This window comes from Leifsonia sp. McL0627 (assembly GCF_058244615.1).
In genome coordinates this window covers 18,496-44,041 of the sequence record NZ_JBZCGM010000006.1, presented here as the reverse complement: position 1 = coordinate 44,041, position 25,546 = coordinate 18,496, and the positions used below count along the sequence as shown (strand labels likewise).

Sequence of the window (25,546 nt, the reverse complement as noted above, 5' to 3'; positions counted from 1 at the left end):
GGCGCCGCGGAACGGCACCCCGAGCATCCTGTGGATAACTCTCGCCTGTCTACTTCTTGACGATGTCGTATGCGTAGAACTGTGAGTTGAGCCCGTTGACCGGGTAGCCGCTCACGGAGCTCGACGCCACGACGATCTGCGGGTAGAGGTACAGCCAGGCGCTGGCCGCGTCCTTCGCGATCTGCTCGTTGACGAGCTTCAGCTTCGCGGTCTGGTCGGCCGTGGTGGTGGCCTGCTCCGCCTCGTTCACCCACTGGGTGACCTGCGGGTTGTCGTAGCCCCAGTAGAAGTCCGGGTTTCCGTACCAGACCACGTCACGGTCGTTGACGTGCTCCTGCAGTGTTGCCGTGAAGTCGTGGTTCTTGAACACCTTCGTGTACCACTGGTCGGCCGAGATGGAGTTGATGTTCACCGTGATCCCGACCTTGGCGAGCTCGCTCTTGAGGAACTCGGCGACAGCGGGGTGCGGGTCGTAAGTCGGGGTGTCGAGCGTGAACGTGAAGCCGTTCGGCAAGCCTGCCTCTGCCAGCTCCTTCTTGGCGAGCGTGACGTCGTACGGGTTCACCTTCGTGAGGTCTTCGTACCAGGGGTCGCTCGGCGGGACCATCGAGCCGATCAGCGTGCCGTACTTGCCCCAGATGGAGCTCAGCAGCTTCTTGGTGTCGATCGCGGAGTAGACGGCCTTACGGACCTCGGCCTTGTTGAACGGCGCGACCTTGTCGTTGAAGGCGAGGAGCTCCTTCGTGGTCGACTTGCCGTTGGTGATCGTGTAGTCCTTGTTGCCCTCGAACTGGGTCAGCGCATCCGGGCTCTGAATGCTGGTGACCACATCCACCTGGTTGGTCAGGAGCGCGTTGGAGAGCGCGGTGGCGTCGGTGAAGTAGTCGTAGACGACCTCTTTGTTCTTGGCCTTGGTTCCCCAGTAGTCGGCCGAGCGCTCGAGGCTGAGCGAGCTGCCGCGCTTCCAGGTGCCGAGCGTGTACGGGCCTGTGCCGTCCTCCGCCGTCTTGTAGTTCGTGGTGCCCGGGCCGTAGATCCAGATGTAGCTGAGGTTGTACGGCAGCGAGATGGAGCGCGACTTCAGCGAGATCACGACGGTCTTGGCGTCCGGGGTGTCGATCTTCGAGATGACGGCGAGCTGCGACTTGCGCGCCGACTGCGAGTCGGCCGCGGTGACGCGCTCGATGCTGCTCTTGACGGCTGCACTGGTGAGCGGCTTGCCGGAGTGGAACTTCACGCCGTCGCGCAGCGTGAAGGTGTACGTCAGCCCGTCCTGGCTCGCGGTGTACTTGGTGGCGAGCAGCGGCTCGACCTTGCCGTCGTCGGTGAGCTTGAACAGGCCCTCGTAGACGTTGCCGTTCAGGGCCTCCGTCACACCCTGGCCGCCGCCTGCGGTGTTGTCGAGGTTGACCGGCTCGTAGAGCGAGCCGATGGCGATGGATGCGTCAGCGCCGGTCGACGACGACGCACCGGAGCAGCCGGCGAGCGCCAGCGTGGCGGCGACGGTCGTCGCGAGCACGACGAGAAGGGATTTCTTTCTCAACGGAGTTCTCCTGGGGGTTGGAGGGATGCAGGACTGCGGTTGCTGTGTTGCTGGTGCGCTGTGTTGCTGGTGCGCTGTGTTGCTGGTGCGCTGTGTTGCTAGTGCGCCGTGCCGCCGCGGAACACGACGACCTTCTCGCCAGCGCGCACGGGGACGCCGAAGCGGTTGTTGCGCGGAGGGAGCGGACAGTTGTACTGGTCCGAGAAACCGCACGGCGGAACGAATGCGCGGTTGAAGTCGAGGACGGCCCTGTCGCCGTCATGCAGGACGAACAGGAACCGGCCGGAGCCGTATGTGCCGTCTTCGCCCTCTGCACCGTTGGTCGGGTCGCCGAAGACGAGCAGCAGCGTTCCGCCGTCGTCGAACGCGCTCAGCGTGTACTCGACGCCGTCTTTGCTGAACGTGATGTCGCCGGGCACGACGAGGTCGCGCGTTCCTCCGTTGTCGCGGATGTGCTCGAACGGCACGGTGCGGGCGCCATCCACAGGGGTGAACGTGGCCTCGATGACCCACGCGGGGTCGAACGGGAAGGCCGTGACGGTCTCGAACGCCTGGATCGCCGGCGAGTTCGCGTCCCAGAGGCGGATGCCGCGCTCCGGCTCCCCTGTGTCGAGGTTGCTGCGGGTGAGCTCCGTCGCGGTGACCGTCTCCGGCAGGCCTGCCAGTGCATCCTGAGCGGTGGTCTCGTCGCCCTGCGGCAGCCACCTGGTCTCGATGAGGCTCAGATTGCCTGTCGGCGATGCGACGGACGCGAGGCGCGACTCCCGCCACGCCTGGTGGCCGGAACGGGCTTCGTCGATGGTGGATGCGGAGGCGAGGGGGGCACTGGAGGTTTCAGTCACGATGTCGGGCATAACAATCCGAGTGTGCGACTTGTTCCCGCCTTCGCGCTATTCGTGTTGCGCCGTGTTGCGCGTCGTCGCCTTCACGACAGACGGCGACACCGCGAGCACGATCCCGACCACCGCGGGGACGAGCAGCGCCCAGCCCAGGTCCGGACGGGCGTACAGCCCCTGGAACGACCCGATGGCGATCGCGATCTGCAGGATCTGGATGGTCACGGCGGAGGCGCGAGACCAGTTCTGAGCCCGGAGCGCCCCGATCGCGGTCGCGACGACCCAGATCGCGGCGAGCACGACGAGCACCACGATGGCGACGGCCGACGCGAACGACCGCGGGGTCTCGGTGAGCAACTCGACGAGCAGCCACACGGCCACTCCGATGAACGAGCGCCGCCTCCAGGAAGAGCAGCACGGCGAGCACGATGAGCATCCGGGGGCGTTGCTGGACTGCGGAACCGACGCCTGCAGGGCCCTCGCTCACGGGCCCGGTGGAACGGTTGGACTGGTCCCCATCCGGGGGCGGAACTCTAGCACTCATTCATTTCTCGCTTGTGTTCACAGCGTTATCTCATACAAAACTATTGATTCAGATTATGCGCTATGGGAGCATATTCGAGGTCGAGTTAACGCTCACAGGGTCGTGGGCAGGTCTTTCCCCCAATGGATCAATCACCCTGTAGCTCGGCTGTTTAAACAAGCATCCTAGGCCGTCACGGCCGGGGAACACTCAGCAAACAAGGAGCACATCTTCATGGACTGGCGCGACAAAGCTGCCTGCCTCACCGCGGACCCCGAGCTTTTCTTCCCCGTCGGCAACACCGGGCCCGCCGTCGATCAGATCGACAAGGCCAAGTCTGTGTGCGCTCGCTGCACCGTGACGGAGATCTGCCTTCAGTACGCCCTCGAGACCGGACAGGACTCCGGCGTCTGGGGCGGCCTCTCCGAAGACGAGCGTCGCGCCCTCAAGCGCCGCGCCGCCCGTGCCCGCCGGGCTTCTTAGTACCGCACTCCACACGAGGCGCCGCCGAGGCGCTCCCTCACACACCTAGCAGTAGAGGGAGCGGCCTCGGCTTTCTTCTGTTCGGACTGCGTCCGTTCTGGCTGCCTCAGCCCGGCAGTGTGCCCAGACCGTCCACCTTCGGGATGGCGCTGAGCAGCCGCTTCGTATAGCTCGCCTGCGGGTCGTTCCAGACCTGGGCGACGGGTCCGCGCTCGACGATGCGTCCGGCGCTCATCACCGCGACATCGTCGGCGATCTCGCGCACGATCGCGAGGTCGTGGCTGATGAACAGGAGCGCGGCGCCGGTCTCGATCGCGAGCGTCCGCATCATCCCGGCGACTCTGGCCTGCAGCGACGCGTCGAGCGACGCGATCGGCTCGTCGCCGATGAGCAGGTCCGGGCCTGTCGCGATGGCACGTGCGATGGCGATGCGCTGACGCTGGCCCCCGGAGAACGCGTGCGGGTGCTTGGTCGCCGCCGACGCATCCAGTTCGACGGCTTCCAGCAGCGACGCCACGGTCCACGCCGACCGGTCCGGGTTGATGCGCAGGCCGTCGGTGAGCTGACTCCCGATCGTGCGCCGCGGATTCAGCGAGGCGTACGGGTTCTGGAACACCATCTGGATGCGCAACTGCGCTCTGTCGCGCTTGCGCAGTCCTAGCCGGCGCACGGGCTGCCCGGCGAAGTGGATGCTTCCGTGCTGCACCGGCTCGAGGCCGCAGACCGCGCGGGCGATCGTGGACTTCCCGCAGCCGGATTCGCCGACCAGGCCGAGCACCTGACCGGTGTCGAGCCGCAGGCTGACGCCGTCGACAGCGGTGAGCCGTCCGCGCCCCGGCTGTTTGTAGGTGACAACGAGGTCTTCGATGTCGAGGAGACTCATACGCCCTCGCCCTCCAGGTCGGTGCGGTCGGCGCTTTCGGTGCCGTCAATGCGGTCAGCGCTCGGCAGCGCAGCGATCAGCGCACGCGTGTACTCGTTCTGCGGGTCGGTGATGATCTGGAACCGGTCGCCGTGCTCCACGATCTCGCCATGACGCATCACCGCGACGGTGTCCGCCAGCGCAGACATCACTCCGAGGTCGTGGGTGACCAGCAGCACGGCGAGGTCCAGCTCGTCGCAGAGCGTGCGCAGCAGTCTCAGGATGCCCGCCTGGACCGTCACATCCAACGCCGTGGTGGGCTCGTCGGCGACGAGCACCGACGGGCCGCAGATGATCGCCATCGCGATGGCGATGCGCTGCAGCTGGCCGCCGGAGAACTGGTGCGGATACTTCTTCAACGCCCCCGCCGGGTCGGGCACCTTGACCAGTTCGAGGGTTTCGATGGCCCGCGCGACGGCGTCCTTCTTGGAGAGGCGGCGGTGCGAGCGGAGATGGTCGGTGAGCTGCCCTTCGATCGTCAGCATCGGGTGCAGGCTCGCGGTCGGGTCCTGGAACACCATTGCGACCCGGGACCCGCGCAGTTCGTTCAGCGCCCGACCGCGGAGGTCAAGCAGGTTGCGCCCCTCGAACTCGATCGTCCCACCCGTCCGCGACCCGGCCGGCAGCAGCCCGAGGGCCGCGAGCCCCGTCATCGTCTTGCCGGAGCCGGACTCGCCGGCCAGGCCCGTGATGCGGCCTGCAGGCACCTCGAGGTCGATGTCGCGCAGGATGTGCTTGGCCGACTCCCCCGTGCCGATCGACATCGTCAGGTTCCGGATGCTCAACCCGCTCACAGGGCCCTCCCCTGAACGCTCTCGGCCGTGCGCGGGTCCAGAGAGTCGCGCAGCGCGTCCCCGAGGAAGTTGAACGCCAGCACGACCGTCAGGATCGCGAGCCCCGGGAACACCGCGATCCACCAGGACGAGAAGTTGAGGACGCCGGACGAGACCATCGCACCCCAGTCCGGCGTCGGTGGCACGGCGCCCAGGCCGAGGAACGACAGCCCGGAGAGGAGCAGGATCGCCGTTCCCACATCCAGGGTCGCGAGCACGAAGACCGGGGCGATGATGTTCGGCAGGATGTCCTTCGACAGCGACACCGCCGCGCTGTTGCCCAGTAGCCGCCCGGCGATCACGTATTCGCTCGTGCGAGCGCCGAGGACCAGCGAGCGGGTGACGCGGGCGTATGCGGGCCACGACACGATCAGCATGGCGATCACCGCGTTGGTCAGGCTCGGCCCGAGGGAGGCGGCGATCACCATGGCGAGGATGATCGTCGGGAACGCGAACACCAGGTCGGCGATACGCATGATGATCTCGTCGGCCGCCTTGCCGATGTAGCCGGCGATGGCTCCGAGGATCGTGCCGATGACGAGCGACGACGCCACCAGCAGGAGCGCGAGCAGGATGGAGACGCGCGATCCGGCGATGACGCGGGACAGCACATCCCTGCCCACCTCGTCCGTTCCGAACCAGTTGACGGCGTTCGGCGCGAGCAGCTTGGTGAAACTCTGGGCGAGCGGGTCGTATGGCGCGATCCAAGGCGCGAAGATCGCGACGAACAGCCAGACGAGCACGATCGCTCCCCCGGTGACGGCGAGCGGCGTCCGCATCGCGCGAGGCACGTTCAATCTGGCGCGCAACGGGCGCCGGAGGCCTCTGGTCAGGACGTCCTGGGTCATGCCGCCCTCACTCTCGGGTCGATGAGGCCGTACGCGATGTCGACGACGAGGTTCAGCCCGATGTAGACGAAGCCGACCACGAGGCCGACGCCCATGATCGCCGGCAGATCGAGCTTGGTCGCCGCGGAGAACGCGTACTCGCCGAGCCCATGCCAGGAGTAGATCTTCTCCACGAGCACGGTTCCCGACAACAGCGAGCCGAACGCGAGCCCGACCACGGTGATGATCGGAACCAGCGCGCCACGGAGGACATAGCGGAACACCACGGTGTGCGCCGGCAGCCCCTTGGCGCGGGCGGCGCGCACGTAGTCGAGGTCCAGGACCTCCAGCACCGCGGACCGCGCGAACCTGGTGAGCAGGCCGATCGTGTACAGCGCGAGGACGGAGGCGGGCAGGATGAGGTGGTAGACCGCATCCCAGAAGGTCGGGAGGTCACCCGCGAGCAGCGAATCCACGGTGTAGAGGCCCGTCACCTGAGGCGGCGCGATGGCCGTCGGAGCCAGCCGCCCCGATCCGGGGAACAGGTGCAGCTGGTAGAAGAAGACGAAATAGACGACGAGCGCCAGCCAGAACGCCGGCATCGAGACGCCGATGAGGCTGATCACCCGGATGAGCTGATCCCAGAAGGTGCGGCGTTTGAGCGCAGCGATGAGACCGAGACCGATGCCCAGGACGATCGAGATGACGATCGCGGTCACCGCGAGTTCGATCGTGGCGGGAAATGCGCGGGACAGGTCGGACGCGACGGCGTTGCGCGTCTGCGTCGACGTGCCGAGGTTGCCGTGGAGCACGTTGCCGAGATAGGTGAGGTACTGGACGGGCAGGGGCTTGTCGAGACCCTGGGCCTCGCGGAACTGCTGCACGATGGCCGGGTCGGCCGCTGCCTGCTCGCCGAGCGCCGCCTGCACGGGGTCTGCGGGGACGAGATTGGTCAGTGTGAACGTGACGAGCGTCACGCCGAACATGAGCAGGACGGTGATGCCGAGCCTGACCGCGAGGTAACGCGCCAGCGGGGGGACCCCCGCCGGCGCGTTCCTCTCGCGCTCGCCCGGAGGCGTCTTACTTGATGCCCGCAAAGTCGATCGTCCAGAGCGGGTTGAGCGACAGGGACGTGACGCTCTTCGCCGTCACGACGTTCTGCGCAGGCTGCAGCAGCGGGATGAACGGCCCTGAGGCGTTCTGCGCCTTCTGCAGCGCCTGGTAGGCAGCGGTGCGCGCTTCCGTGCCGGTCGCGGCCGTGGCCTTCGCTGCCAGGTCGCTCACGGTCGGGTCGGCGCCTGCCGCCCAGCCGGCGCGGAGGCCGACCAGTTCACCGGGGGTGAACGCCAGGTAGTTCGAGGGGTCAGGGAAGTCCGGGCCCCAGTACCAGAGGCCCATGGGCTCCTTGCCGTTGCGGTACGCATCCAGCTCGGTGGCGACAGGGGCAGGTGCGAGCTGGACGGTGACGCCGACGGTCTTCAGCTGCGCCTGGATGGACTCGGCGACCGACTGCAGCGACAGTCCCTGCACGGTGATGTCGTTCGGGAAGTTGAGCTTGACGGTCTCGCCCTTGTACCCGGACTTCGCGAGCGCCGCCTTCGCGCCGGCGAGGTCGAACTGGTTGCCGTCCGACGCCTTGAGCGCACCGATGAAGATCGACGGGATCACGCCGCCCGGACGCTCCGAGCCCTTGCCGGCCAGGTCGAGGATCTTGTCGTAGTCGATCCCCTTCTTGACGGCGTCGAGGAAGTCGGGGTTGCTCGTGAATGGGTCGACCGCCTTGTCCTGGTTGAGCAGGAGGAAGATCGTGTACCGTGACGCCGCCGAGATGACGGTGACCTTGGAGGCGTCGATCGCCGCGACCTGGTCGGGGTTGAGGTCGAGCGCGATCTGCGAGTCGCCCGCCTCAACGTTCAGCTTCTGGGTCGGACCCTGCACGTTGCGCAGCACGACGCGGTCGTAGGCGGGGGCGGTGCCCACGTACTTCGGGTTCTTCTTCAGCACCACCTGCGAGGCGGCGTCGAACGACTCCAGCATGTACGGGCCGGAGCCCGCCGAGGTCTTGTTGAGGAAGGACTCCGCCTTGTCGTCGGCGGTCGCCGCTCCGCCGTTCTTCTCGACGACCTTCTTGTTCACGACGCCGAGCGCCGGGTTCGGAAGGATGTACGGGAGGGCGGGGTTCGGCTCGGCCGAGGTGAGGGTGAGCGTCGTGTCCGACGCCTTCGCCACGGTGATGCCATCGAGCAGGAACGACGGGTTGCCCTTGATGCCGAGCACGCGCTGCAGCGAGAACACGGCGTCGTCGACGGTGACCTTGGAGCCGTCCGAGAAGGTCGAGTCGCCCTTCATGGTGAGGGTCAGGACCTTGTTGTCGGCCGACATCGAGTAGCTGGCGAGCCCGTCGACCGGCTTCGAGACATCGCTGCCGTTGAAGGTGAGGAGGGTCTGGTAGAGCGCGTGGGCGACCATGCCGCCGGTCGTCTCGTACTCGCGGTTGGGGTCGGCGGTCTTGAGGTCGAACGAGGCGTCGACCACGATCGACTTCCCGCCGGACGACGATGAGCTGTTGGAGGTGCCGCCGCAGGCGCTCAGGACGAGAGCACTGGCGACTGCGATGCCGACGAGTGCGGCACGACGCAGGGAATGGGACACGGATGACCCCTTTGAGTTGGTTGGAAGGTTAGCTGCGAAATTACTGTCATCCATGAATGTGTGTCAACTTTGCCGCGAAATGTCGGACGAAAGTGCTGCGCTTTCCGCACAAACGGCATATTATCTCCATCACGCGGGGCATTTCGCCCGGTCAGAGGACGAATGTGAGGGCGCATGGAACTCGACGAGACGCATATCCGGATGTTGGAACTTTTGCGGGAAGACGGGCGCACCTCCATCGCCGCGCTGGCCGAGGAACTCGGCATCTCGCGGTCCAACGCGTACGCCAGATACGAAGCACTCGTGAAGAACCGAGTGATCCGCGGAGTGCACGCGGACATCGACCCTGCCGCCGTCGGTCTGAGCGTCTCCGCCCTCGTCTTCGTCACCCTGCGCCAGAGTCAGTGGGCCGACTTCCGCAGCAGACTGGAGACGCTGCCGGAGCTGGAATACTTCACCGTGATGACCGGCGAGCACGACGCGATGCTCCTGGTGAGGGCGAGCGGCGTGTCCGCCATCCACAACCTCGTCGCGACCAAGCTCGCGCAGTGGCCGTCGATCAAGGCGACCGTCACGGTTTTCCTGATGGACGAACAGGCGACCAGGGTGTCGCTCCGCATGCCCAAGGACACATCGGATGCGCTGCAGACCTCGGGGGAACGCTACGGAATGACCAGATTCGTGCGGACGAGCGACCAGCGGGCGGAGCGATCGACCCCCGATCCCCGCCGGCGACGCTGACGCCCCGACCAGTCGGTCAGACGACCTCGCGGCACACGGAGACGTGCTGCGCGCCGTCCGGCGTCGCGAACTCCTCGGTGAGGAGGAGCCTGCCGTCGTCGTCCGTGGACATCGTGGACGTCGCACTCCCCTGCGTGGTGCTGCCGTCGATCCCGTGGTGCACGAACGACACGTGCAGCACGTCGTCCTCCCTGCGCCCCACGAAGCGCCCGACGGCGACCGTGTCCCCGACGTACTCGCCCCAGAGCACCCCGGCCTCCTCGCGGTAGAGGAAGCGCGTCGGAGCACCGTCGGCGACGTCACTCGCCGTCGACGAGATCATGTCGAAGAACTTTCCGTCGATCGGGGCGGAGGCGAGCGGGTTCTGAGTGGAGGCGGTCACGGCGGACCATTCTGCCCCGAGTGCCCCGGCCCCTGTCAAACGGGCGCGCGATCCGTCCAGTCGAGACGCATTCCGCCCGGGCGCGATGGCACTTCTCGCGAGAAACGCCGATTCCGCAGAACGTTTCGTCCTTTGCCCGCATTTCGGCGCGACAAATGGATGCGCAGGGCCGGCAAGCGGGACGCTATGACTTCGTGAGGTAGCGGAGCGGCACCTCGATGGTCACCTCGGTGCCCTGGCCCATCATCGTGTGCCAGTCGATGGTGCCGCCGAGCTCGCCCTGGATGAGGGTGCGGACGATCTGCGTTCCGAGCCCGCTTCCGACCTTGCCCTCCGGGAGCCCGGAGCCGTTGTCGACCACCCTCACTGTGAGCGTGTCGTCGGAGCGGTCGGCGATGATCTCCACCTGGCCTTCGCGCCCGGCGAGACCGTGCTCGACGGCGTTCGTGACGAGTTCGGTGAGCGCGAGGGCGAGCGGGGTGGCGTACTCGCTGGGGAGCGAACCGAAGCTGCCGGAGGACTTGGGGTGCACGGTCGTGTTGTGGCTGGAGGCGACCTCGGCGACGAGCAGCAGCACGCGGGCGAACACCTCGTCGAAGTCGACGATCTGGTTGAGCCCGGTGGAGAGGGTGTCGTGCACGACGGCGATGGCCGCGACCCTGCGCATCGCCTGACTGAGCGCCTCGCGTGCCTCCTCCGAGTGCGTGCGGCGCGCCTGGATGCGCAGTAGGGACGCCACGGTCTGCAGGTTGTTCTTGACCCGGTGGTGGATCTCGCGGATGGTCGCGTCCTTGGTGATCAGCTCCCGCTCCTGGTGGCGCAGCTCCGACACGTCGCGGCAGAGCACGATCGCACCGATCCGCTCTCCCCTGTTGCGGATCGGGATCGCCCGGAGAGACACCGTGACGCCCCGCGCCTCGATGTCGGTGCGCCAGGGGGCACGCCCCGTGACGACCAGCGGCAACGACTCGTCGACGGTCATCCGGCCGGACAGCAGCTTGGTCGTGACCGTGGCGAGCGACTCCCCCTCCAGCTCCTCCGTGAATCCCATCCTGTTGAAGGCGCTGAGCGCGTTCGGGCTGGCGAAGGTGGTCACACCGTCCACATCGAGCCTGATCAGTCCATCGGAGGCGCGGGGCGCGCCACGACGCGGGCCGCTCGGCGCCCCGAGGTCGGGGAAGTCGCCGGTGGCGATCATGTTGAAGAGGTCGTTCGCGCAGGCGTTGAACGTGAGTTCCTGGCGGCCAGGAGTGCGTGCGTCGCTGAGGTTGGAGTGCCTGGTGATGACGGCGACGGGCTGCTCCGCCGTTTGAGGGGAGTTGACGCTCAGTCGGCGGATGACGGGCACCGCGAGCACGCGGGTGGGTGTCTCCTCGAACCAGTCCGGCGCGTTGGTGTCGATGATCCTCTTGGTCTGGAACGCGTCCGTGACCTGCTGCCGCCACTCCGGCTTGATCCGCTGACCGACGAAGTCGCGGTAGAAGAGGGTGGCGGCGCTCGACGGGCGAGCGTGCGCGACGGCGACGAAGTCGTCGTCGGTGGTGGGCACCCACAGCACGATGTCGGCGAAGGCGAGGTCGGCGAGGAGCTGCCAGTCCCCGACGAGGCCGTGCAGCCAATCGACATCGGCCTCCGAGGAGCGGCCATGGGCTTGCACGAGATCACTGAGCGTCGACACGGCTCTAGTCTAGGCATCCCCCGGATGCGATCACGGATGTTATCCACAGCCCGTGTTGGAGCCCTGGACTCCCGGTGGATGCTCCTGCTTGAGTGTCACCCACGCACAAGCCGGAGCGGGGAGGGTCCCCCGTCGTCGCGGCCGAAGAAGTCACCGCGCAACCGCGCCCACCGATGAGGGGAATCCCTGTGAGCACCGTACTCGACCACCACCACCGCGCAGGCCCGACGCCTGTCGCACCGACGGGGGTCCTGCAGAGCACCACCGAGCGCCTGCGCGGGCATTCGGCGACCCCGCATCCTGTCGTCGACCTGATGACCGCCGCGGGCGAGGGTGAACTCCCGGACCCGGCGCCGCTCGCGGCCAACCTCGCGCTCTGCGTCGTCGAGGTCCTGGCGGGCGCACGAGACCTCGACCAGCTGGGCCGGTGGGTGAACGATTCCGTGTTCGTGCACCTGCTCCGCCGCGCCACGATCGCCGCGCAGACCAGACGCATCAGCGGCGTCTCCGTGCAACGCCCACGGGTCTGGGTGGGCGAACCGATCATCGCCAGGCCGAGCGCGGGTGTCGTCGAGGCGGTGGTGATGGTCCATCAGCCCGACCGTTCCCGCGCCGTCGCCATCCGGCTCGACGCGGTGGGGGTGCGCTGGCGGGCGAGCGCCCTCAGCGTGCTGTGAGCACCGGATGCGCGAATGGCCGCCCCCGAAGGGACGGCCATCGTGCGAACGGGAGGGTGTCAGCCCTTCTTGCCCTGGGCGCGGCGCTCTGCGCGATTGCTCGGAGCCGGCTCGTCGCTGTCGCTGACGCGCTGGCCGAACGCTCCGCGCTGCGTCGCTCCCTGCGCCGGCGGCGCGGACGCCTCGTTCAGCTGCGCCTGGGTGCGCTGAGCGCGAGCCGTGGCGCTCTGCTCGATCTGGCCGCGCTGGTTGCGCACCTCCACGCCGCCGTCGTCGCTCGGCGCGGAGTAGCTGAGGCGCGGGTCCTCTTGGCCACGACCGAGGCCCTTGGCGGCGACGGTCGGAACCTCGACCTCACCGGGGGCCTCGTTGACCTCTACCTCCAGGTTGAACAGGAAGCCGACGGTCTCCTCACGGATGGAGCCCATCATCTGCTGGAACATCGCGTAACCCTCGCGCTGGTACTCGACCAGCGGGTCGCGCTGCGCCATGGCACGCAGACCGATGCCGTCTTTCAGGTAGTCCATCTCGTAGAGGTGGTCGCGCCAGCGGCGGTCGATCACCGACAGCACCACGCGACGCTCCAGCTCGCGCATCGCCGGCGAACCGAGCGACTCCTCGCGCTTCTGGTAGGCGATCCGGGCGTCCGAGAGGATCTCGCGGCGCATGAAGTCGCGGTTGATCTTGCCCTTGTTGCCCGCTTCGGTGATGACCTCGTCGATCGTCACGCCGACGGGGTAGAGCGTCTTCAGCTCGGCCCAGAGGGCGTCGAAGTCCCAGTCGTCGCCGTTGCCCTCGCCCGTGTGCTGGTCGAGGATGTCGTCGATCACCTCGGTGAGGAACTGCTGCGTGCGCTCGTGCAGGTCGTCGCCCTCGAGGATGTGGCGGCGGTCTCCGTAGATCGCCTCACGCTGGCGGTTGAGGACGTCATCGTACTTGAGGACGTTCTTGCGGATCTCGGCGTTGCGGGCCTCGACCTGCGACTGCGCGCTGCGGATGGCCCTGCTGACCACCTTGGACTCGATCGCCAGGTCGTCCGGGACGTTGCCCCTGCCCATCAGCGACTCGGCGGCGCCCGCGTTGAACAGGCGCATCAGGTCGTCGGTCAGCGACAGGTAGAAGCGGCTCTCGCCCGGGTCGCCCTGACGGCCGGAACGACCGCGCAGCTGGTTGTCGATGCGGCGCGACTCGTGACGCTCCGTGCCGAGCACGTAGAGCCCGCCGGCGTCGACGACCTTGTCCGCCTCGGTCTGGACCTTCTCCTTCACCGAGTTGAACACCTCGTCCCAGGCGGCCTCGTACTCCTCGGGGGTGTCGACGGGCGACAGGCCGCGGGAGTTCATCTCGGCCACGGCGATGAACTCGGCGTTGCCGCCGAGCATGATGTCCGTTCCACGTCCGGCCATGTTGGTGGCGACAGTGACGGCGCCGAGCTGGCCGGCCTGCGCGACGATCGCTGCCTCTCGGGCGTGGTTCTTCGCGTTCAGGACCTCGTGGCGGACGCCCTTCTTGGCGAGCAGCCTGGACAGGTACTCGCTCTTCTCGACGCTCGTCGTCCCGACGAGGACGGGCTGGCCCTTCTCGTGGCGCTTCGCGATGTCTTCGACGACCTGAGCGAACTTCGCCTCCTCGTTCTTGTAGACGAGGTCGGACTGGTCGATCCGCTGCATCGGCTTGTTCGTCGGGATGGGGACGACGCCGAGCTTGTAGGTGCTCATGAACTCGGCCGCCTCTGTCTCGGCGGTACCGGTCATGCCGGACAGCTTCTTGTAGAGGCGGAAGTAGTTCTGCAGGGTCACCGTCGCGAGAGTCTGGTTCTCGGCCTTGACCTCGACGCCCTCCTTGGCCTCGATGGCCTGGTGGATGCCCTCGTTGTACCGGCGGCCCATCAGGATGCGGCCGGTGTGCTCGTCGACGATGAGCACCTCGCCGTTCATCACGACGTAGTCCTTGTCGCGCTTGAACAGGGCGTTCGCCTTGATCGCGTTGTTGAGGAACGAGATGAGCGGGGTGTTGGCCGACTCGTAGAGGTTGTCGATGCCGAGGTAGTCCTCGACCTTCTCGATGCCGGGCTCGAGCACACCGACGGTGCGCTTCTTCTCGTCGATCTCGTAGTCGACCTCGGCTTCGAGCCTCTTGGCGAGGTTGGCGAACTCGTTGAACCAGCGGTTCGCCTCACCGGACGACGGTCCCGAGATGATCAGCGGGGTGCGCGCCTCGTCGATGAGGATCGAGTCGACCTCGTCGACGATCGCGAAGAAGTGACCGCGCTGCACCATGTCGCTCGCCTGCCACGCCATGTTGTCGCGCAGGTAGTCGAAGCCGAACTCGTTGTTGGTGCCGTACGTGATGTCTGCCGCGTACTGCTCGCGGCGCTCTTCCGGCGTCTGGCCGGCGAGGATGACGCCGGTGGACATGCCGAGTGCACGGAACACGCGCCCCATCAGCTCCGACTGGTAGCTGGCGAGGTAGTCGTTGACCGTGATGACGTGGACGCCACGGCTGGAGATCGCGTTGAGGTAGGCGGCCGTCGTCGCGACGAGCGTCTTGCCCTCACCGGTCTTCATCTCGGCGATGTTGCCGAGGTGCAGCGCAGCGCCGCCCATGATCTGAACGTCGAAGTGGCGCATCCCGAGCGTGCGCTTCGCCGCTTCGCGGACCGCGGCGAACGCCTCGGGAAGGAGGTCGTCGAGCGACTCTCCGTTGCTGTACCGCTCCCGCAACTCGACGGTCTCGTGCATGAGCTCTTCGTCGGTGAGTTCGCTGAAGTCGTCTTCGAGCGCGTTCACCGCTTTGGCGTATGCCTCCAGACGGCGAAGGGTGCGACCCTCGCCGACCCTGAGGACCTTTTCCAATACTGAGGCCACGTATGCACTCCACTTTGATTGTTCAGGCTGGTGTCGCCTGTCGCCCAGTCGGGCGCACGTCGAACCGCCGGCCGCGGCCGACGCTAGACATATCGTACTTGTTTCACCGTTGGGTTCGACGGGTAGTTCCTGTGAGGGCCCTCCGGAACAGCGAGGCGCCGATGGCGACGGCCGCCTGGGCCGCCACCATCGGCGCTGATCGGGGGTGCTGGAGCCGGAGGCTCAGCCGCCGAGCTTGCGACTGGCCGTCGCGACCTCCTGCAGTTCTTCGGCGTCGTCGTCCAACGCGATCACACCGTAGTCCCAGCCTTTGCGACGGTAGACGACGCTCGGACGCTGATTCTCCTGATCGATGAACAGGTAGAAGTCGTGGCCGACGAGCTCCATGTAATACAGAGCGTCGTCGACGGTCATCGGGACGGAAGCGAACACCTTCTTGCGGATCACGACGGGACAGTAGTCGTCCTCGGCCTCGGCCGCCCCCTCCGCATCATCGGAGACGACGGGAACGCTGCCCGTCCTCACCTGATCGAGTACCGCGACGGGGGCCGCTGCGAGTCCGACGGTGCTGAAACCGTCCGTGCTCGCCTCTCGGAGCGACGTGGGCCTGTGCTGGCCGCGATGCACCTTGCGACGGTCCTTCGCCCTGCGCACCCGTTCCAGGAGCTTGCCGAGGGCGATGTCGAACGCCGCGTATTTGTCGGTCCCGGTCGCCTCCGACCGCACGACGGCCTTCGGGCCGACGAGGGTCAGTTCGACGCGATCATCGCCGTTCTGGGTTCCCACCTTCTCGTTGTGGCGGCTGACCTTGATCTCGAACGAGATCGCGCGTTCGGCGAGGTGCGAGACCTTTTCCGCCTTCTCAGTCGCGTATTCACGGAAACGATCGGTGATACCCAGGTTGCGTCCGATGATGTTGATGTCCATGGAGACCTCCCTGTTCCGGCGTGCCGTCCGCCCGGATCACGAAGGGCGGGTCATCCACACCTTTTCGACCACCGTAGTGCCGTCCGCCTCGGAAGTGAACAGGTAGAGGTACTCGATCTGCCGAAGAGTTCCCGTGTGGTCTCCGAGCATCAGGGCAACGTCGGCGAGGCGGCTCGCAGCGGCGTGCGCGCGACTGCTACTGCGCCCACCACGCGACCTCCCACCGCGTCGATCGCGCGGGCCGCCTCCCGCACCGTGGAGCCTGTCGTGACGATGTCGTCGACGATCAGGCAATCCCTCTGACGCAGCCGGCCGGACGCGATCAGGCTGCCCCGTCTGTTGTCCGCACGCTCGCGGGCGTTGAGCCCCGCCTGATCCTCGGTCTGCCTGGTGAGACGCAATGCACGCCAGAGCGGGGGGACCAGGATGCGCGACCTCCGGAGGATGAGCGCGGTCGGGTGGTAGCCCCGCCGCCGGAAAGCGGCGCGAGTGGACGGCACGAGGACGGGGACGAGCGCGGAGCGCGTGTCCGGCGCGACGTTCGCCTGCGCGGCCACGACGGCCTCGCCCAACGCGACGGAAAGGGCGGCCGCAGCGTCCGTACGCCCTCCGTCCTTGAACGCCAGCAGGACCCGCCGCACGACCCCCTCGTAGACGAGGGCGGCGAACAGCGGCAGCCCGGACCCGTCCGCGACGACCGTCTCCGGACGCAACGCGCGTGCGCACTCCGCGCACACACCCCTGTCCGGACGCCCGCAGCCGCTGCAGCGCACCGGCAGCAGCACCGCGGCCGCGTCGAGGATGGATTCTCGGATCAGGTGTGTCGATGTCATGCGTCGAGCCTGCCGTTGCCGCAGCCGCGGCGGCCGCGTCGTCTCGAATCGGTGGAGAACGCCTGCGTCGGCGCGGCTGTGGAGGGGCGCGCTGCGCGACGCGACGCGCGACGCGATGTACGTCAGGGCTGGCCGAGCTGCACGGCGACAGCCCCGACCTTGTCCGTCTGCGCCTGCCAGCCCGTGCCGGTCGGGGCCTGCAACGATCCGTCGGCCGTGAGAACGAGATAGCGGGACAGTCCGCCTGCACCGACGATGGTCGTCCCCCCGCCCGGTCCAGCGGTGGTCGTCGACGTTCCGCCGATCGTTTGCTCCGTGATCGACGTCGCATCCCCGGTGGTGTTGCCGAGCACGGCGACGGTCAGCTCGCCCGTCCAGGCGATGGAGCGCGCCGTGCCCTGACCGACCGCCAGCTCGATCGGCTCGGTGAGGCTGACAGGGACTCCTGCCTCCCCGCGCACGACACCGGCGGCGACGACGAGGGTCTGCGTGCCGTTCCTGAGCAGCGCGACCACGCGCGTCCCGTCGCGGGAGAGCGCGAGGGAGATGATCGCCGTCGCCGACGGCCACTCCGTCTTGACGGGGTGCGCCTGCCCATCCTGGCCGTACGCCACGAGCGCGCCGGGGGTCGCCTGCGGCACCGACCAGACCCAGCCGCCCGCGTCGATGGCCGGGGCGATCAGCCCTGGGCGCACATCCACCTTCAGCGGCACCGCGGTCTTCTTGACCGCGTACGCCGCCCCGTGGGACTGCACGGCCGCCACGTCGCGGGCGGGCGTGAGGGCGACGGAGGTCGGCTGCAGCGCGACGATCTTGTCGCTCATCCCGCTCAGCTCCGTGACGCTCGAACCGCTCAGCAGGCCGAACGTGTTCTGCCGGTAGACGATGGCGTGCGAATCGAGGGGAGGATCCTGCATGGGCGCGTTCGCATCGCTCAGCGGCGGGATCTGCTGCTGGTTGCCCTCGATGGAGATCTCGACGCTCTGCGCGAGACTGCCGAGGCTCTGCTCCAGTTCGAGCTGCATCCGTTGCAAGGCGAGGGTGTCCGCCGTCCCTGCCTCCGAACTGAGGTCGACGCGCGCGACGCCTCCGGAGGTGGTCACCGACGGCAGCGCCAGCTGGGTCCCCTGCGGGAACGCGCTCGTCACCGCGCCGCTCAACCATTTGGATGGGCCGGCCAGCACTGCGCTCGCGACCCTGGTCGCCGCCGTGGCGACGCGGGCGGGGAACCACCGCGCATCCGGAACCAGGTAGCCGTAGTCGGGGCTGAAGAAATAGACCGGCTGCTGCGAGTACACGGAGCGGAACGTCGGGTCGTCGATGACGACGCCGTTCGGCGCGACGGCGATGCGCCACTCGCCGTCCTGCTTCTGCAGTTCGTAGCGCAACCCGACGGGGGCCGTGCTCGACACGGGATGGTACGCGCCGGTGCTGTCGACGTTCGCGACGGGGTTGACCGACACGCTCCACTGGTTGAGTTCGTGGTCGTATGTGCGGTTGCGGCCGTCGTCGACCGTCACGGACTCATCAGGGTTCCACTTGGCCGACATGGACCTGGTGAGGTATTTCCTCGCGATGTCGAAGTTGTTCTTGGGGCTGGACGCCGCGTCGATGAAGCCCTGGACGATGCGCTGCTGGGTCGCGCCCTTCTCCGGCGGAGACGGGTTGAAGTCGAGGTCGAGGGAATCGTTCACCTGCGCGACGGGGCCGCCCTGGCGGACGGGGCCCGAGCTCGGGATGCTCGCACAGGCGGCGAGCACACAGAGGACGACCACCGCGACGACTCCGGTGAGAACGCGGCGAATCGGGCTGCTGGCGCTCATGCTGTCGCCCCCTTGTCTGTGAGCTCGGGGGCCGGCACCGCAACCGTCCGCACCGCATCCGTCGCTCCGGCGTCCGTCGGCGGCAGCGGCAGCGGCGATGACGCGATCTCCTTGCCAGGAACGCGCGGCAGTGTCAGCCGGAAGCACGAGCCGGAGCCCGGAGCCGACCAGACCTGCAGCCAGCCGGAGTGCAGCGTGGTGTCTTCCAGCGAGATCGCGAGGCCGAGACCCGTGCCTCCGATGGTGCGCTTGCGCGACGGGTCTGCACGCCAGAACCTGTCGAACACGTGGTTGACGTCCTGCTGGCTCATGCCGATCCCGTAGTCGCGCACCGTGAGGGCGACGGCGGACTCGTTGCTGTCGACGGTGACGACGACCGGTTTGCCGTCTCCGTGCTCGATGGCGTTGCCGATGAGGTTGCGCACGACCCGCCGGATGCGCCTCGGGTCCATGCCGACGTCGAAGTAGCCGCCCGGCGCATCCAATCGGAGCTCGGAGCCGTTCTGCTCGGCCAGCGTGCGCAACTCGTCCACCACATCGTCGGCGAGCCGCACCAGGTTGGTCGGCTCCGGTTCGAGCGCGACGGAGCCGGCGTCGTATCTGCTGATCTCGAGCAGGTCCGACAACAACCTGTCGAAGCGCTCGATCTGGGTGTGCAGCAGTTCGGCGGTGCGCTCGGTCGCCGGAGGGAACGACTCCCGCTGGTCGTAGATCACGTCACCGGCGAGCCGGATGGTGGTGAGCGGGGTCCGGAGTTCGTGCGAGACGTCGGAGACGAACCGCTGCTGGAGCTGCGACAGCGTCGCCAGCTGGTTGATCTGACTCTGCAGGCTGTCCGCCATCCCGTTGAAGGAGCGCGCCAGCGACGCGAACACGTCCTCCCCGTGTTCCGGGATACGCACGGCGAGGTCGCCTGCGGCGAGCCGTTCGCTGGTCTCCGCCGCGACCCTGATCGGCTGCACGGCGAACCGGACGATCACCCAGGTGATCGCGCCGATAAGAAGGATGAGCGCGAACCCGGCGAGCAGCAGCGTGCTCTGCACGAACACCAGCGTGTTCTCCGAGTCGCGCAGGTTGTAGCCGATGTAAAGCTCGTAGTGCCCGTAACTCGGCAGAGTGAGCTGGGTGCCGACGACGATTCCCGGGTCCGTCGTCCCGTTCCCGGCGGGGAGGGCGACCGACTGGTAGAACTGCTTCGTCCCTCCGTTCTGCACCTGCGCGCGCAGCTGGTCGGAGATCACCCCGTTCAGGCCGGGGCTGGCTCTGTCGGGAGGAGCGGGGACGGAGACGTCCTGCCCCGGCACCCGGTATGCGGCGATGAGCCTGCTCGACGTCGCCCCCTGCACGGTCTGCAGGGTGGAGTTCAGGAGGTTCTTGCCGGAGTCGGACGCCGAGACGTCGGAGGCGTTCAGCGTCGACTGCGCGGAGGTCGTGGCCCTGCTCGAGTCACGGAGCGCTTGGTCGAGGCGCGACTGGTAGAGGTCGTTGCTGATGCTGAGCGCCATGTAGATGCCGGTCACCAGGATCGCGATGCCGGTCAGCAGCAGGGTGATGGCGACGGTGCGGACCTGCAGCGAGCGCCGCCACACGCCGACGACCTGCGATGGAAGCTCCCGCCACCACCGCCCGTCCATCCACCTGTAGCGCATCCGGGCCGCCGGTGCGGCGCTAGGTGACGGCGCCGGCGCGGTAGCCGACGCCGCGCACGGTCATCACGATCTTGGGGTTGTCAGGGTCCTGCTCGACCTTCGCCCTCAACCGCTGAACGTGCACGTTCACCAGCCGGGTGTCTGCCTTGTAGTGGTATCCCCAGACCTGTTCGAGCAGCATCTTGCGGGTGAACACCTGCTGCGGCTTCGACGCGAGCGCGAGGAGCAGGTCGAATTCGAGCGGGGTGAGGTTGATGCGGGTGTCCCCGCGCTTGACCTCGTGGCCTGCGACGTCGACGACGAGGTCGCCGATTCGCAACTGCTCGGCGGCGGGGACGGCGGACGCGGGACGCAGCCTGGTCTTGATGCGAGCGACGAGTTCTTTCGGGTTGAACGGTTTGACCATGTAGTCGTCCGCGCCCGATTCGAGCCCCTTGACCACATCCGCGGTGTCCGACTTGGCTGTGAGCATGATGACGGGCGTGCCGGACTCCGCACGGATGCGGCTGCACACCTCGATGCCGTCGAGTCCTGGCAGCATGAGGTCGAGAAGCACCAGATCGGGCTTGGACGAGCGGAACGTGTCGACGGCCAGCGAGCCGTCTTCACAGAAGACAGGGTCGAATCCCTCGGTGCGCAGCACGATGCCGATCATCTCGGCGAGGGCGGTGTCGTCGTCGACCACCAGGATGCGACTGTTCATGTCGGAAGTTTCCCACAACCATTCTCGGGCGGCCGTAACCGCTGAAGTCTCTGTGCAAGCGTAGTCGAGACTGCTGCGTCACCCGTGAAAGCCAGCCGAACGTGCCCTGTGGGCGGGGCAGTGCTCGCGCCGCGGATGTGCCAGCATGGTCACGGACTTACGCACGGGAAAGAGGGGCACCGCGTGACCGACGAGCAGAACTGGCAGGCACCGGGGTCGCAGGGTGGCGCAGGGGGCGGCGGCGAGCAGCCGCAGGCACCGCGCTACGGCGAGTACGCGCCCGGGTACGGCCAGCAGCCGCCGCAGCAGCCGCCGTACGGGCAGCAGCCGCCGGGACCGCCGCCATCCGGCCAGCAGCCGCCCGGATGGGGTCAGCAGCCTCCCGCTCAGCCGGGCTGGGCGCAGCAGCAGCCGGGCCAGCCCGGTTTCGCGTACGGCCAGCAGCCGCCCGGCTACCAGCAGCAGCCCGGCTGGACTCCCCCGCCCAAGCCAGGCCTCATCCCGCTGCGGCCGCTCGGCTTCGGCACGCTCATCGGCGCGCCGTTCCAGACGCTGCGACGCAACCCCAAGATCACCGTCGGCGCCGCCCTGCTGTTGCGGGGCATCCCGTCGATCGTCGTGAGCGTTCTCGTCTTCGGCGGCATCTTCCTGCTGATGGAGAGGGCGATCAACGCGTCGGCCGGCGACAGGAGCGCGCTCACCGCTGGCGCCGTCGGCGGCGCGATCGTGCTCGGTCTGGTCTCCGTGGTCGTCGATGCGATCTCCGGCGCGCTGCTGCAGGGCGTGATCGTCGGCGAGGTCGCCCGTGGCACCGTCGGAGAGAAACTGACCTTCCGCGGCATCTGGCAGATCGTGCGCGGACGCGTCGGAGCACTGATCGGCTGGACCTTCCTCGTCACGCTCGCCTGGGTGATCGCCGTCTCCCTAGTCGCCGTGATCGCCGCCGTGCTGTTCGCCCTGTCTGGTAACGCCGGCGTTGTCGGCGGGATCCTGGTGATCATCGTCGGCCTGTTCGCCCTCGCGTTCCTCGCCATCTGGCTGAACACCAAGCTCATCCTGGTGCCGAGCGCGATCGTGCTCGAACGCCTCCCGATCCGTCGCGCGATGGCACGCTCGTGGGGGCTCACGGCCGGCTATTTCTGGAAGACCTTCGGCACCGTCGCCCTGATCGCCGTGATCGTCTACGCGGTGGCACAGGTCATCTCGATCCCGTTCGGCATCATCGGCGGCATCGTCGGCGGGCTCTTCGCGCCGACATCGCTGTCGACCCAGGACGCCTCGGACTTCAGTCAGGTGTTCGCCAGCCAGATCGGCGTGAATCTGCTCGGGAGCGTCGTCGGCGCCATCATCGGCGCGATCCTCGCCGTGGTGCAGACCTCCGTCGTCGCTCTCATCTACATCGACCTCCGGATGCGCAAAGAGGGCCTCGACCTGCAGCTCGTCCGCTTCGTGGAGGCGCGCCAGACCGGCCAGGACGCCCCGGACCCGTACCTGTCGGCTCCGGTCTTCGCTCAGCCGTCCGCTCCGTACCCGCCTGCGCCCGGCTCGTATCCGCCTCCCGGTTCGTACCCTCCTCCCCCGCCGGGCGCATGACAGGCGCTGTGCTCTCACTGCTGCGCGCCGACGTCCCTGTCGACCCCAGTTCGCCGGACGCCAAGCAGTGGATCGGGGATGAGCTCGCCAAGCCCGAATACCAGACCGCGAAACCGACCTGGTTCGACCTCGCGTCGAAAGCAGTCCAGGACTGGCTCGCCTCGCTGTTCCAGGGTCCTGGGGGCAACGCCGGTCCTGTGCTCCTGCTCGCCGTCGTGCTGGTGATCGCCGGACTGATCGTCGCGGCGTTCTTCATCTTCGGCCGGCCGCGCATCAACAGGAGGACGGCCGATGGCCGCCGCTCCCTGTTCGGCGACGACGACACCCGCACCGCGGCCGAGCTGCGGCGGTCGGCGGCGTCCGCCGCCGCCTCCGGCGACTGGGTCGTCGCCATCGAGGAACAGTTCAGGGCCATCGCGCAGGGCCTCGACGAGCGGACGCTCATCACGGTGAGCCCTGGAACGACCGCGACCGAGTTCGCCCACCGTGCAGCGAGCGCTGTGCCCGCGGAGCGGGAGCGTCTCCTCTCCGCCGCCCGCGCGTTCGACGACGTGCGCTACCTCGAACGCCCCGGCACCGAGGCGCACTATCAGCAGCTCGTGGCTCTCGACCAGCAGCTTCAGGATGCGCGTCCTCCGGCCTTCGCGCAGAACGAGGTCGTGCGGTGACGCAGCAGACGCTCGAGCGCGGGCTCGAACCCCAGAAGCCATCGGAACCCGGGACGCCATCGGGCGTGCAGGATGCCGTCGCCGTCTCCCCGGGCGTCCGTCAGGTCGGCCGGCGCAGCATCCCGTGGATCGTGCTGGCGGTCATCGCCGTCGTCATCGCGCTGCTCGGTGCCCTCCTCAGCGGACGGAACTCGGCCGCCGGAATCCCGATGGATGCGGCGAACGCCGGCCCGATCGGCGGAAAGGCGGTGGCGCAGGTGCTCCGCGGGCAGGGCGTCGACGTTCGGACCGCGAGCACGCTGACTCAGGTGCAGGATGCGGCGAGCGACGACACCACCGTGCTCGTCTACGATCCGAGCGGCAACCTCGACGCCAGTGGATACGACGAGCTGACCTCGGTCGCGAGCACCGTCGTCCTGGTCGAGCCTGACTTCGATGCGCTGAACAGGCTCGCGCCCGGTGTGTCGGCTGCAGGGTCGCCGGCGGCGAAGGGTCCGATCGCCGCGGGATGCTCCGTTCCCGCGGCCGTGCGCGCCGAGCGGATCGACCCGCGCCCGACGTCCACCACGTCCGATGTGAGCGTCGCAGGCTCGTTCCACATCGAAGGCAGCCCGGCCGTCGGATGCTTCGAGACGAGCGGCCAGCGGTTCTCGTTCGTGAAGTCGGCGTCGGACGGCCGGACCGTCTACCTGATCGGCTCGGCGAGCATCCTGATGAACGACGGGATCGACCGGGGCGGCAACGCCGCGCTCGCCCTCAACGTGCTCGGTGGTCACCACACGCTCGTCTGGTATCTCCCGAGTCTCGCCGACCGTCCCGTCACCGGGCCGCCGGACATCGGCGCGCTCACGCCGGGGTGGGTCACGCCGGTCGTGATCCTGCTCCTGCTCGTGTTCATCGCCGCCGCGTTCTGGCGGGGGCGGCGTTTCGGACCGCTCGTGGTCGAGAACCTGCCCGTCGTGGTCCGCGCCGGCGAGACCCGCGAAGGCCGTGCGCGCCTCTACCAGCGTTCGTCCGCCAGGCTTCGTGCGGCGGACGCGCTGCGGATCGGCGCCATCGGGCGTCTGGCGACGCTTGCCGGCTTGCCGCGCGCCGCGACCGCTGCCGAGATCGCGGACGCCGTCGCCGCCGTCACGGGACTCGACAGAGCAACCGTACGCACGATACTGATCGACGCCGTGCCCCGCACGGACGCCGAGCTGATCACCCTGTCCGACGACCTGGCGGCGCTCGAACGAGCGACCGCCGCAGCAGTCACCCCCGCAGCGTCGGGGCCGACCGGAAGAATGGATGCATGACCGACGTCACGACAGGATCGAGCGGAGCGCCCATCCCCAGCAACGAGCCCGCGGGAGCACACGCCGCTGCGCCGCAGACGGCAGCGGCCCCGCCCGCCTTCCAGCAGCCGACCGTCCAGCAGGCTCCCGCGGACTCCGCCGCCCTGCGGCACGCCCTGGCACGGGTGCGCACCGAGGTCGGCAAGGCGGTGGTCGGCCAGGACGGCGCCGTCACCGGGCTCATCATCGCGCTTCTCGCGCGAGGTCACGTGCTCCTGGAGGGCGTGCCCGGCGTTGCGAAGACGCTGCTGGTGCGCGCGCTCAGTGAGGCGCTCAGCCTCGACACGAAGCGCATCCAGTTCACGCCGGACCTCATGCCTGGCGACGTGACGGGTTCGCTGGTCTACGACGGACGCACCGGCGGTTTCGAGTTCCGCGAGGGACCGGTGTTCACGAACATCCTGCTCGCCGACGAGATCAACAGGACGCCCCCGAAGACCCAGTCCGCACTGCTGGAGGCGATGGAAGAGCGCCAGGTCAGCGTCGACGGCGTCAGCCGCCAGCTGCCGGACCCGTTCATCGTCGCCGCGACGCAGAACCCGATCGAATACGAGGGAACATACGCACTGCCCGAGGCGCAGCTCGACCGCTTCCTGCTCAAACTGACCCTGGATGTGCCACCGCGCGACACCGAGGTCGAGGTGCTGCGCAGGCACGCAGCGGGATTCAACCCGCGCGACCTCGCCGCCGCCGGGGTGACGCCGACGCTGAGCGCCGCCGAACTGCACGCTGCGCGGGCCGCAGCGGGAGCCGTCGGCGCGACGGGCGACGTGCTCGCTTACATCGTCGACCTCGCCCGCGCCACACGCATCAGCCCGTCGGTGAAGCTCGGCGTGAGCCCGCGAGGCACGACGGCACTGCTGGCGGCCTCGAAGGCGTGGGCCTGGCTCTCCGGCTACGACTCGATCACCCCGGACCATGTGCAGGCGATGCTCCTCCCCGTCTGGCGTCACCGCGTGCAGCTGCGCCCGGAGGCGGAGCTGGAGGGCGTTGGCGTCGACGCGATCCTGCGCTCGATCGTGCAGCAGGTCCAGGTTCCGATCTAGGCC

General features: G+C 68.0%; 23 protein-coding genes. 7 read left to right on the top strand and 16 right to left on the bottom strand.

The window, feature by feature from the left end; genetic code table 11:
- Positions 1-49 precede the first annotated feature (49 nt).
- The 3 genes from AC37TH_RS16240 to AC37TH_RS16230 all read right to left on the bottom strand — a co-directional run bounded on the left by AC37TH_RS16240 (position 50) and on the right by AC37TH_RS16230 (position 2,754).
- Entirely contained in the window at positions 50-1,543 is a 1,494-nt protein-coding gene (locus AC37TH_RS16240; RefSeq protein WP_490765386.1) for an ABC transporter substrate-binding protein, read from the bottom strand.
- A 98-nt stretch (positions 1,544-1,641) separates the two neighbouring features.
- Positions 1,642-2,397: a DUF1684 domain-containing protein gene (locus AC37TH_RS16235; protein ID WP_490765385.1), complete on the bottom strand. Its 756-nt coding sequence runs from the start codon at positions 2,395-2,397 to the stop codon at positions 1,642-1,644.
- 36 nt (positions 2,398-2,433) lie between these two features.
- Positions 2,434-2,754, bottom strand: coding sequence for a hypothetical protein (locus AC37TH_RS16230; RefSeq protein WP_490765384.1), 321 nt, complete (start codon positions 2,752-2,754; stop codon positions 2,434-2,436).
- Positions 2,755-3,136: 382 nt separating this feature from the next.
- Between AC37TH_RS16230 and AC37TH_RS16225 the strand changes: the two genes are divergently transcribed.
- Positions 3,137-3,385: a WhiB family transcriptional regulator gene (locus AC37TH_RS16225; protein ID WP_055890939.1), complete on the top strand. Its 249-nt coding sequence runs from the start codon at positions 3,137-3,139 to the stop codon at positions 3,383-3,385.
- A gap of 106 nt (positions 3,386-3,491) precedes the next feature.
- Here AC37TH_RS16225 and AC37TH_RS16220 read toward each other — a convergent pair whose 3' ends face one another.
- Genes AC37TH_RS16220 through AC37TH_RS16200 form a run of 5 tightly spaced genes read right to left on the bottom strand, consistent with a single transcriptional unit; the run spans position 3,492 to position 8,619 of the window.
- Complete coding sequence (locus tag AC37TH_RS16220) at positions 3,492-4,268, bottom strand: ABC transporter ATP-binding protein (protein ID WP_490765383.1); 777 nt, start codon at positions 4,266-4,268, stop codon at positions 3,492-3,494.
- Positions 4,265-5,101, bottom strand: a complete 837-nt coding sequence (locus tag AC37TH_RS16215) for an ABC transporter ATP-binding protein (RefSeq protein WP_490765382.1) — start codon at positions 5,099-5,101, stop codon at positions 4,265-4,267. Before AC37TH_RS16215 ends, AC37TH_RS16220 begins: the two co-directional genes overlap by 4 nt.
- On the bottom strand, positions 5,098-5,988 hold the full coding sequence (locus AC37TH_RS16210) for an ABC transporter permease (protein WP_490765381.1): 891 nt from the start codon (positions 5,986-5,988) through the stop codon (positions 5,098-5,100). Before AC37TH_RS16210 ends, AC37TH_RS16215 begins: the two co-directional genes overlap by 4 nt.
- Entirely contained in the window at positions 5,985-7,064 is a 1,080-nt protein-coding gene (locus tag AC37TH_RS16205; RefSeq protein WP_490765380.1) for an ABC transporter permease, read from the bottom strand. Before AC37TH_RS16205 ends, AC37TH_RS16210 begins: the two co-directional genes overlap by 4 nt.
- Entirely contained in the window at positions 7,048-8,619 is a 1,572-nt protein-coding gene (locus AC37TH_RS16200) for an ABC transporter substrate-binding protein (RefSeq protein ID WP_490765379.1), read from the bottom strand. The genes AC37TH_RS16205 and AC37TH_RS16200 overlap by 17 nt, the downstream gene beginning before the upstream one ends.
- A 174-nt stretch (positions 8,620-8,793) precedes the next feature.
- Here AC37TH_RS16200 and AC37TH_RS16195 point away from each other — a divergent pair, with 174 nt between their 5' ends.
- Positions 8,794-9,360, top strand: a complete 567-nt coding sequence (locus tag AC37TH_RS16195; RefSeq protein WP_490765378.1) for an Lrp/AsnC family transcriptional regulator — start codon at positions 8,794-8,796, stop codon at positions 9,358-9,360.
- Between the two features lie 16 nt (positions 9,361-9,376).
- On the opposite strand, the gene AC37TH_RS16190 is transcribed toward AC37TH_RS16195, so the two are convergent.
- Positions 9,377-9,742, bottom strand: coding sequence for an avidin-fold protein (locus tag AC37TH_RS16190; RefSeq protein ID WP_490765377.1), 366 nt, complete (start codon positions 9,740-9,742; stop codon positions 9,377-9,379).
- A 184-nt stretch (positions 9,743-9,926) separates the two neighbouring features.
- Positions 9,927-11,420 carry a sensor histidine kinase gene (locus AC37TH_RS16185; RefSeq protein ID WP_490765376.1) on the bottom strand — a complete coding sequence of 498 codons (1,494 nt, stop codon included), beginning with the start codon at positions 11,418-11,420 and terminating at the stop codon, positions 9,927-9,929.
- 188 nt (positions 11,421-11,608) lie between these two features.
- On the opposite strand from AC37TH_RS16185, the gene AC37TH_RS16180 reads away from it, so the two are divergent.
- A complete protein-coding gene (locus AC37TH_RS16180; protein WP_490765375.1) occupies positions 11,609-12,097 on the top strand; it encodes an Rv3235 family protein in 489 nt (162 codons plus the stop codon).
- Between the two features lie 59 nt (positions 12,098-12,156).
- On the opposite strand, the gene secA is transcribed toward AC37TH_RS16180, so the two are convergent.
- The 6 genes from secA to mtrA all read right to left on the bottom strand — a co-directional run bounded on the left by secA (position 12,157) and on the right by mtrA (position 20,899).
- On the bottom strand, positions 12,157-14,964 hold the full coding sequence (secA, locus tag AC37TH_RS16175; protein WP_490765374.1) for a preprotein translocase subunit SecA: 2,808 nt from the start codon (positions 14,962-14,964) through the stop codon (positions 12,157-12,159).
- Between the two features lie 222 nt (positions 14,965-15,186).
- Positions 15,187-15,891, bottom strand: a complete 705-nt coding sequence (gene hpf / locus AC37TH_RS16170) for a ribosome hibernation-promoting factor, HPF/YfiA family (protein ID WP_490765373.1) — start codon at positions 15,889-15,891, stop codon at positions 15,187-15,189.
- Positions 15,892-16,040: 149 nt separating this feature from the next.
- On the bottom strand, positions 16,041-16,724 hold the full coding sequence (locus AC37TH_RS16165; protein ID WP_490765372.1) for a ComF family protein: 684 nt from the start codon (positions 16,722-16,724) through the stop codon (positions 16,041-16,043).
- A gap of 122 nt (positions 16,725-16,846) precedes the next feature.
- Positions 16,847-18,547, bottom strand: a complete 1,701-nt coding sequence (locus AC37TH_RS16160; protein ID WP_490765371.1) for an LpqB family beta-propeller domain-containing protein — start codon at positions 18,545-18,547, stop codon at positions 16,847-16,849.
- On the bottom strand, positions 18,544-20,196 hold the full coding sequence (gene mtrB / locus AC37TH_RS16155) for an MtrAB system histidine kinase MtrB (RefSeq protein ID WP_490765370.1): 1,653 nt from the start codon (positions 20,194-20,196) through the stop codon (positions 18,544-18,546). The genes AC37TH_RS16160 and mtrB overlap by 4 nt, the downstream gene beginning before the upstream one ends.
- A 19-nt stretch (positions 20,197-20,215) precedes the next feature.
- The gene (mtrA, locus tag AC37TH_RS16150; protein ID WP_490765369.1) at positions 20,216-20,899 is read right to left on the bottom strand and encodes an MtrAB system response regulator MtrA; all 684 of its coding nucleotides are present in this window, start codon (positions 20,897-20,899) and stop codon (positions 20,216-20,218) included.
- Positions 20,900-21,082: 183 nt separating this feature from the next.
- Between mtrA and AC37TH_RS16145 the strand changes: the two genes are divergently transcribed.
- From AC37TH_RS16145 to AC37TH_RS16130, 4 genes are read left to right on the top strand one after another with little or no spacing between them, the layout of a single operon-like run.
- The gene (locus AC37TH_RS16145) at positions 21,083-22,492 is read left to right on the top strand and encodes a hypothetical protein (protein WP_490765368.1); all 1,410 of its coding nucleotides are present in this window, start codon (positions 21,083-21,085) and stop codon (positions 22,490-22,492) included.
- Positions 22,489-23,160: a DUF4129 domain-containing protein gene (locus AC37TH_RS16140; protein ID WP_490765367.1), complete on the top strand. Its 672-nt coding sequence runs from the start codon at positions 22,489-22,491 to the stop codon at positions 23,158-23,160. The genes AC37TH_RS16145 and AC37TH_RS16140 overlap by 4 nt, the downstream gene beginning before the upstream one ends.
- On the top strand, positions 23,157-24,458 hold the full coding sequence (locus AC37TH_RS16135; protein WP_490765366.1) for a DUF4350 domain-containing protein: 1,302 nt from the start codon (positions 23,157-23,159) through the stop codon (positions 24,456-24,458). The genes AC37TH_RS16140 and AC37TH_RS16135 overlap by 4 nt, the downstream gene beginning before the upstream one ends.
- Complete coding sequence (locus AC37TH_RS16130) at positions 24,455-25,543, top strand: AAA family ATPase (RefSeq protein ID WP_490765365.1); 1,089 nt, start codon at positions 24,455-24,457, stop codon at positions 25,541-25,543. The genes AC37TH_RS16135 and AC37TH_RS16130 overlap by 4 nt, the downstream gene beginning before the upstream one ends.
- Positions 25,544-25,546: the final 3 nt, after the last annotated feature.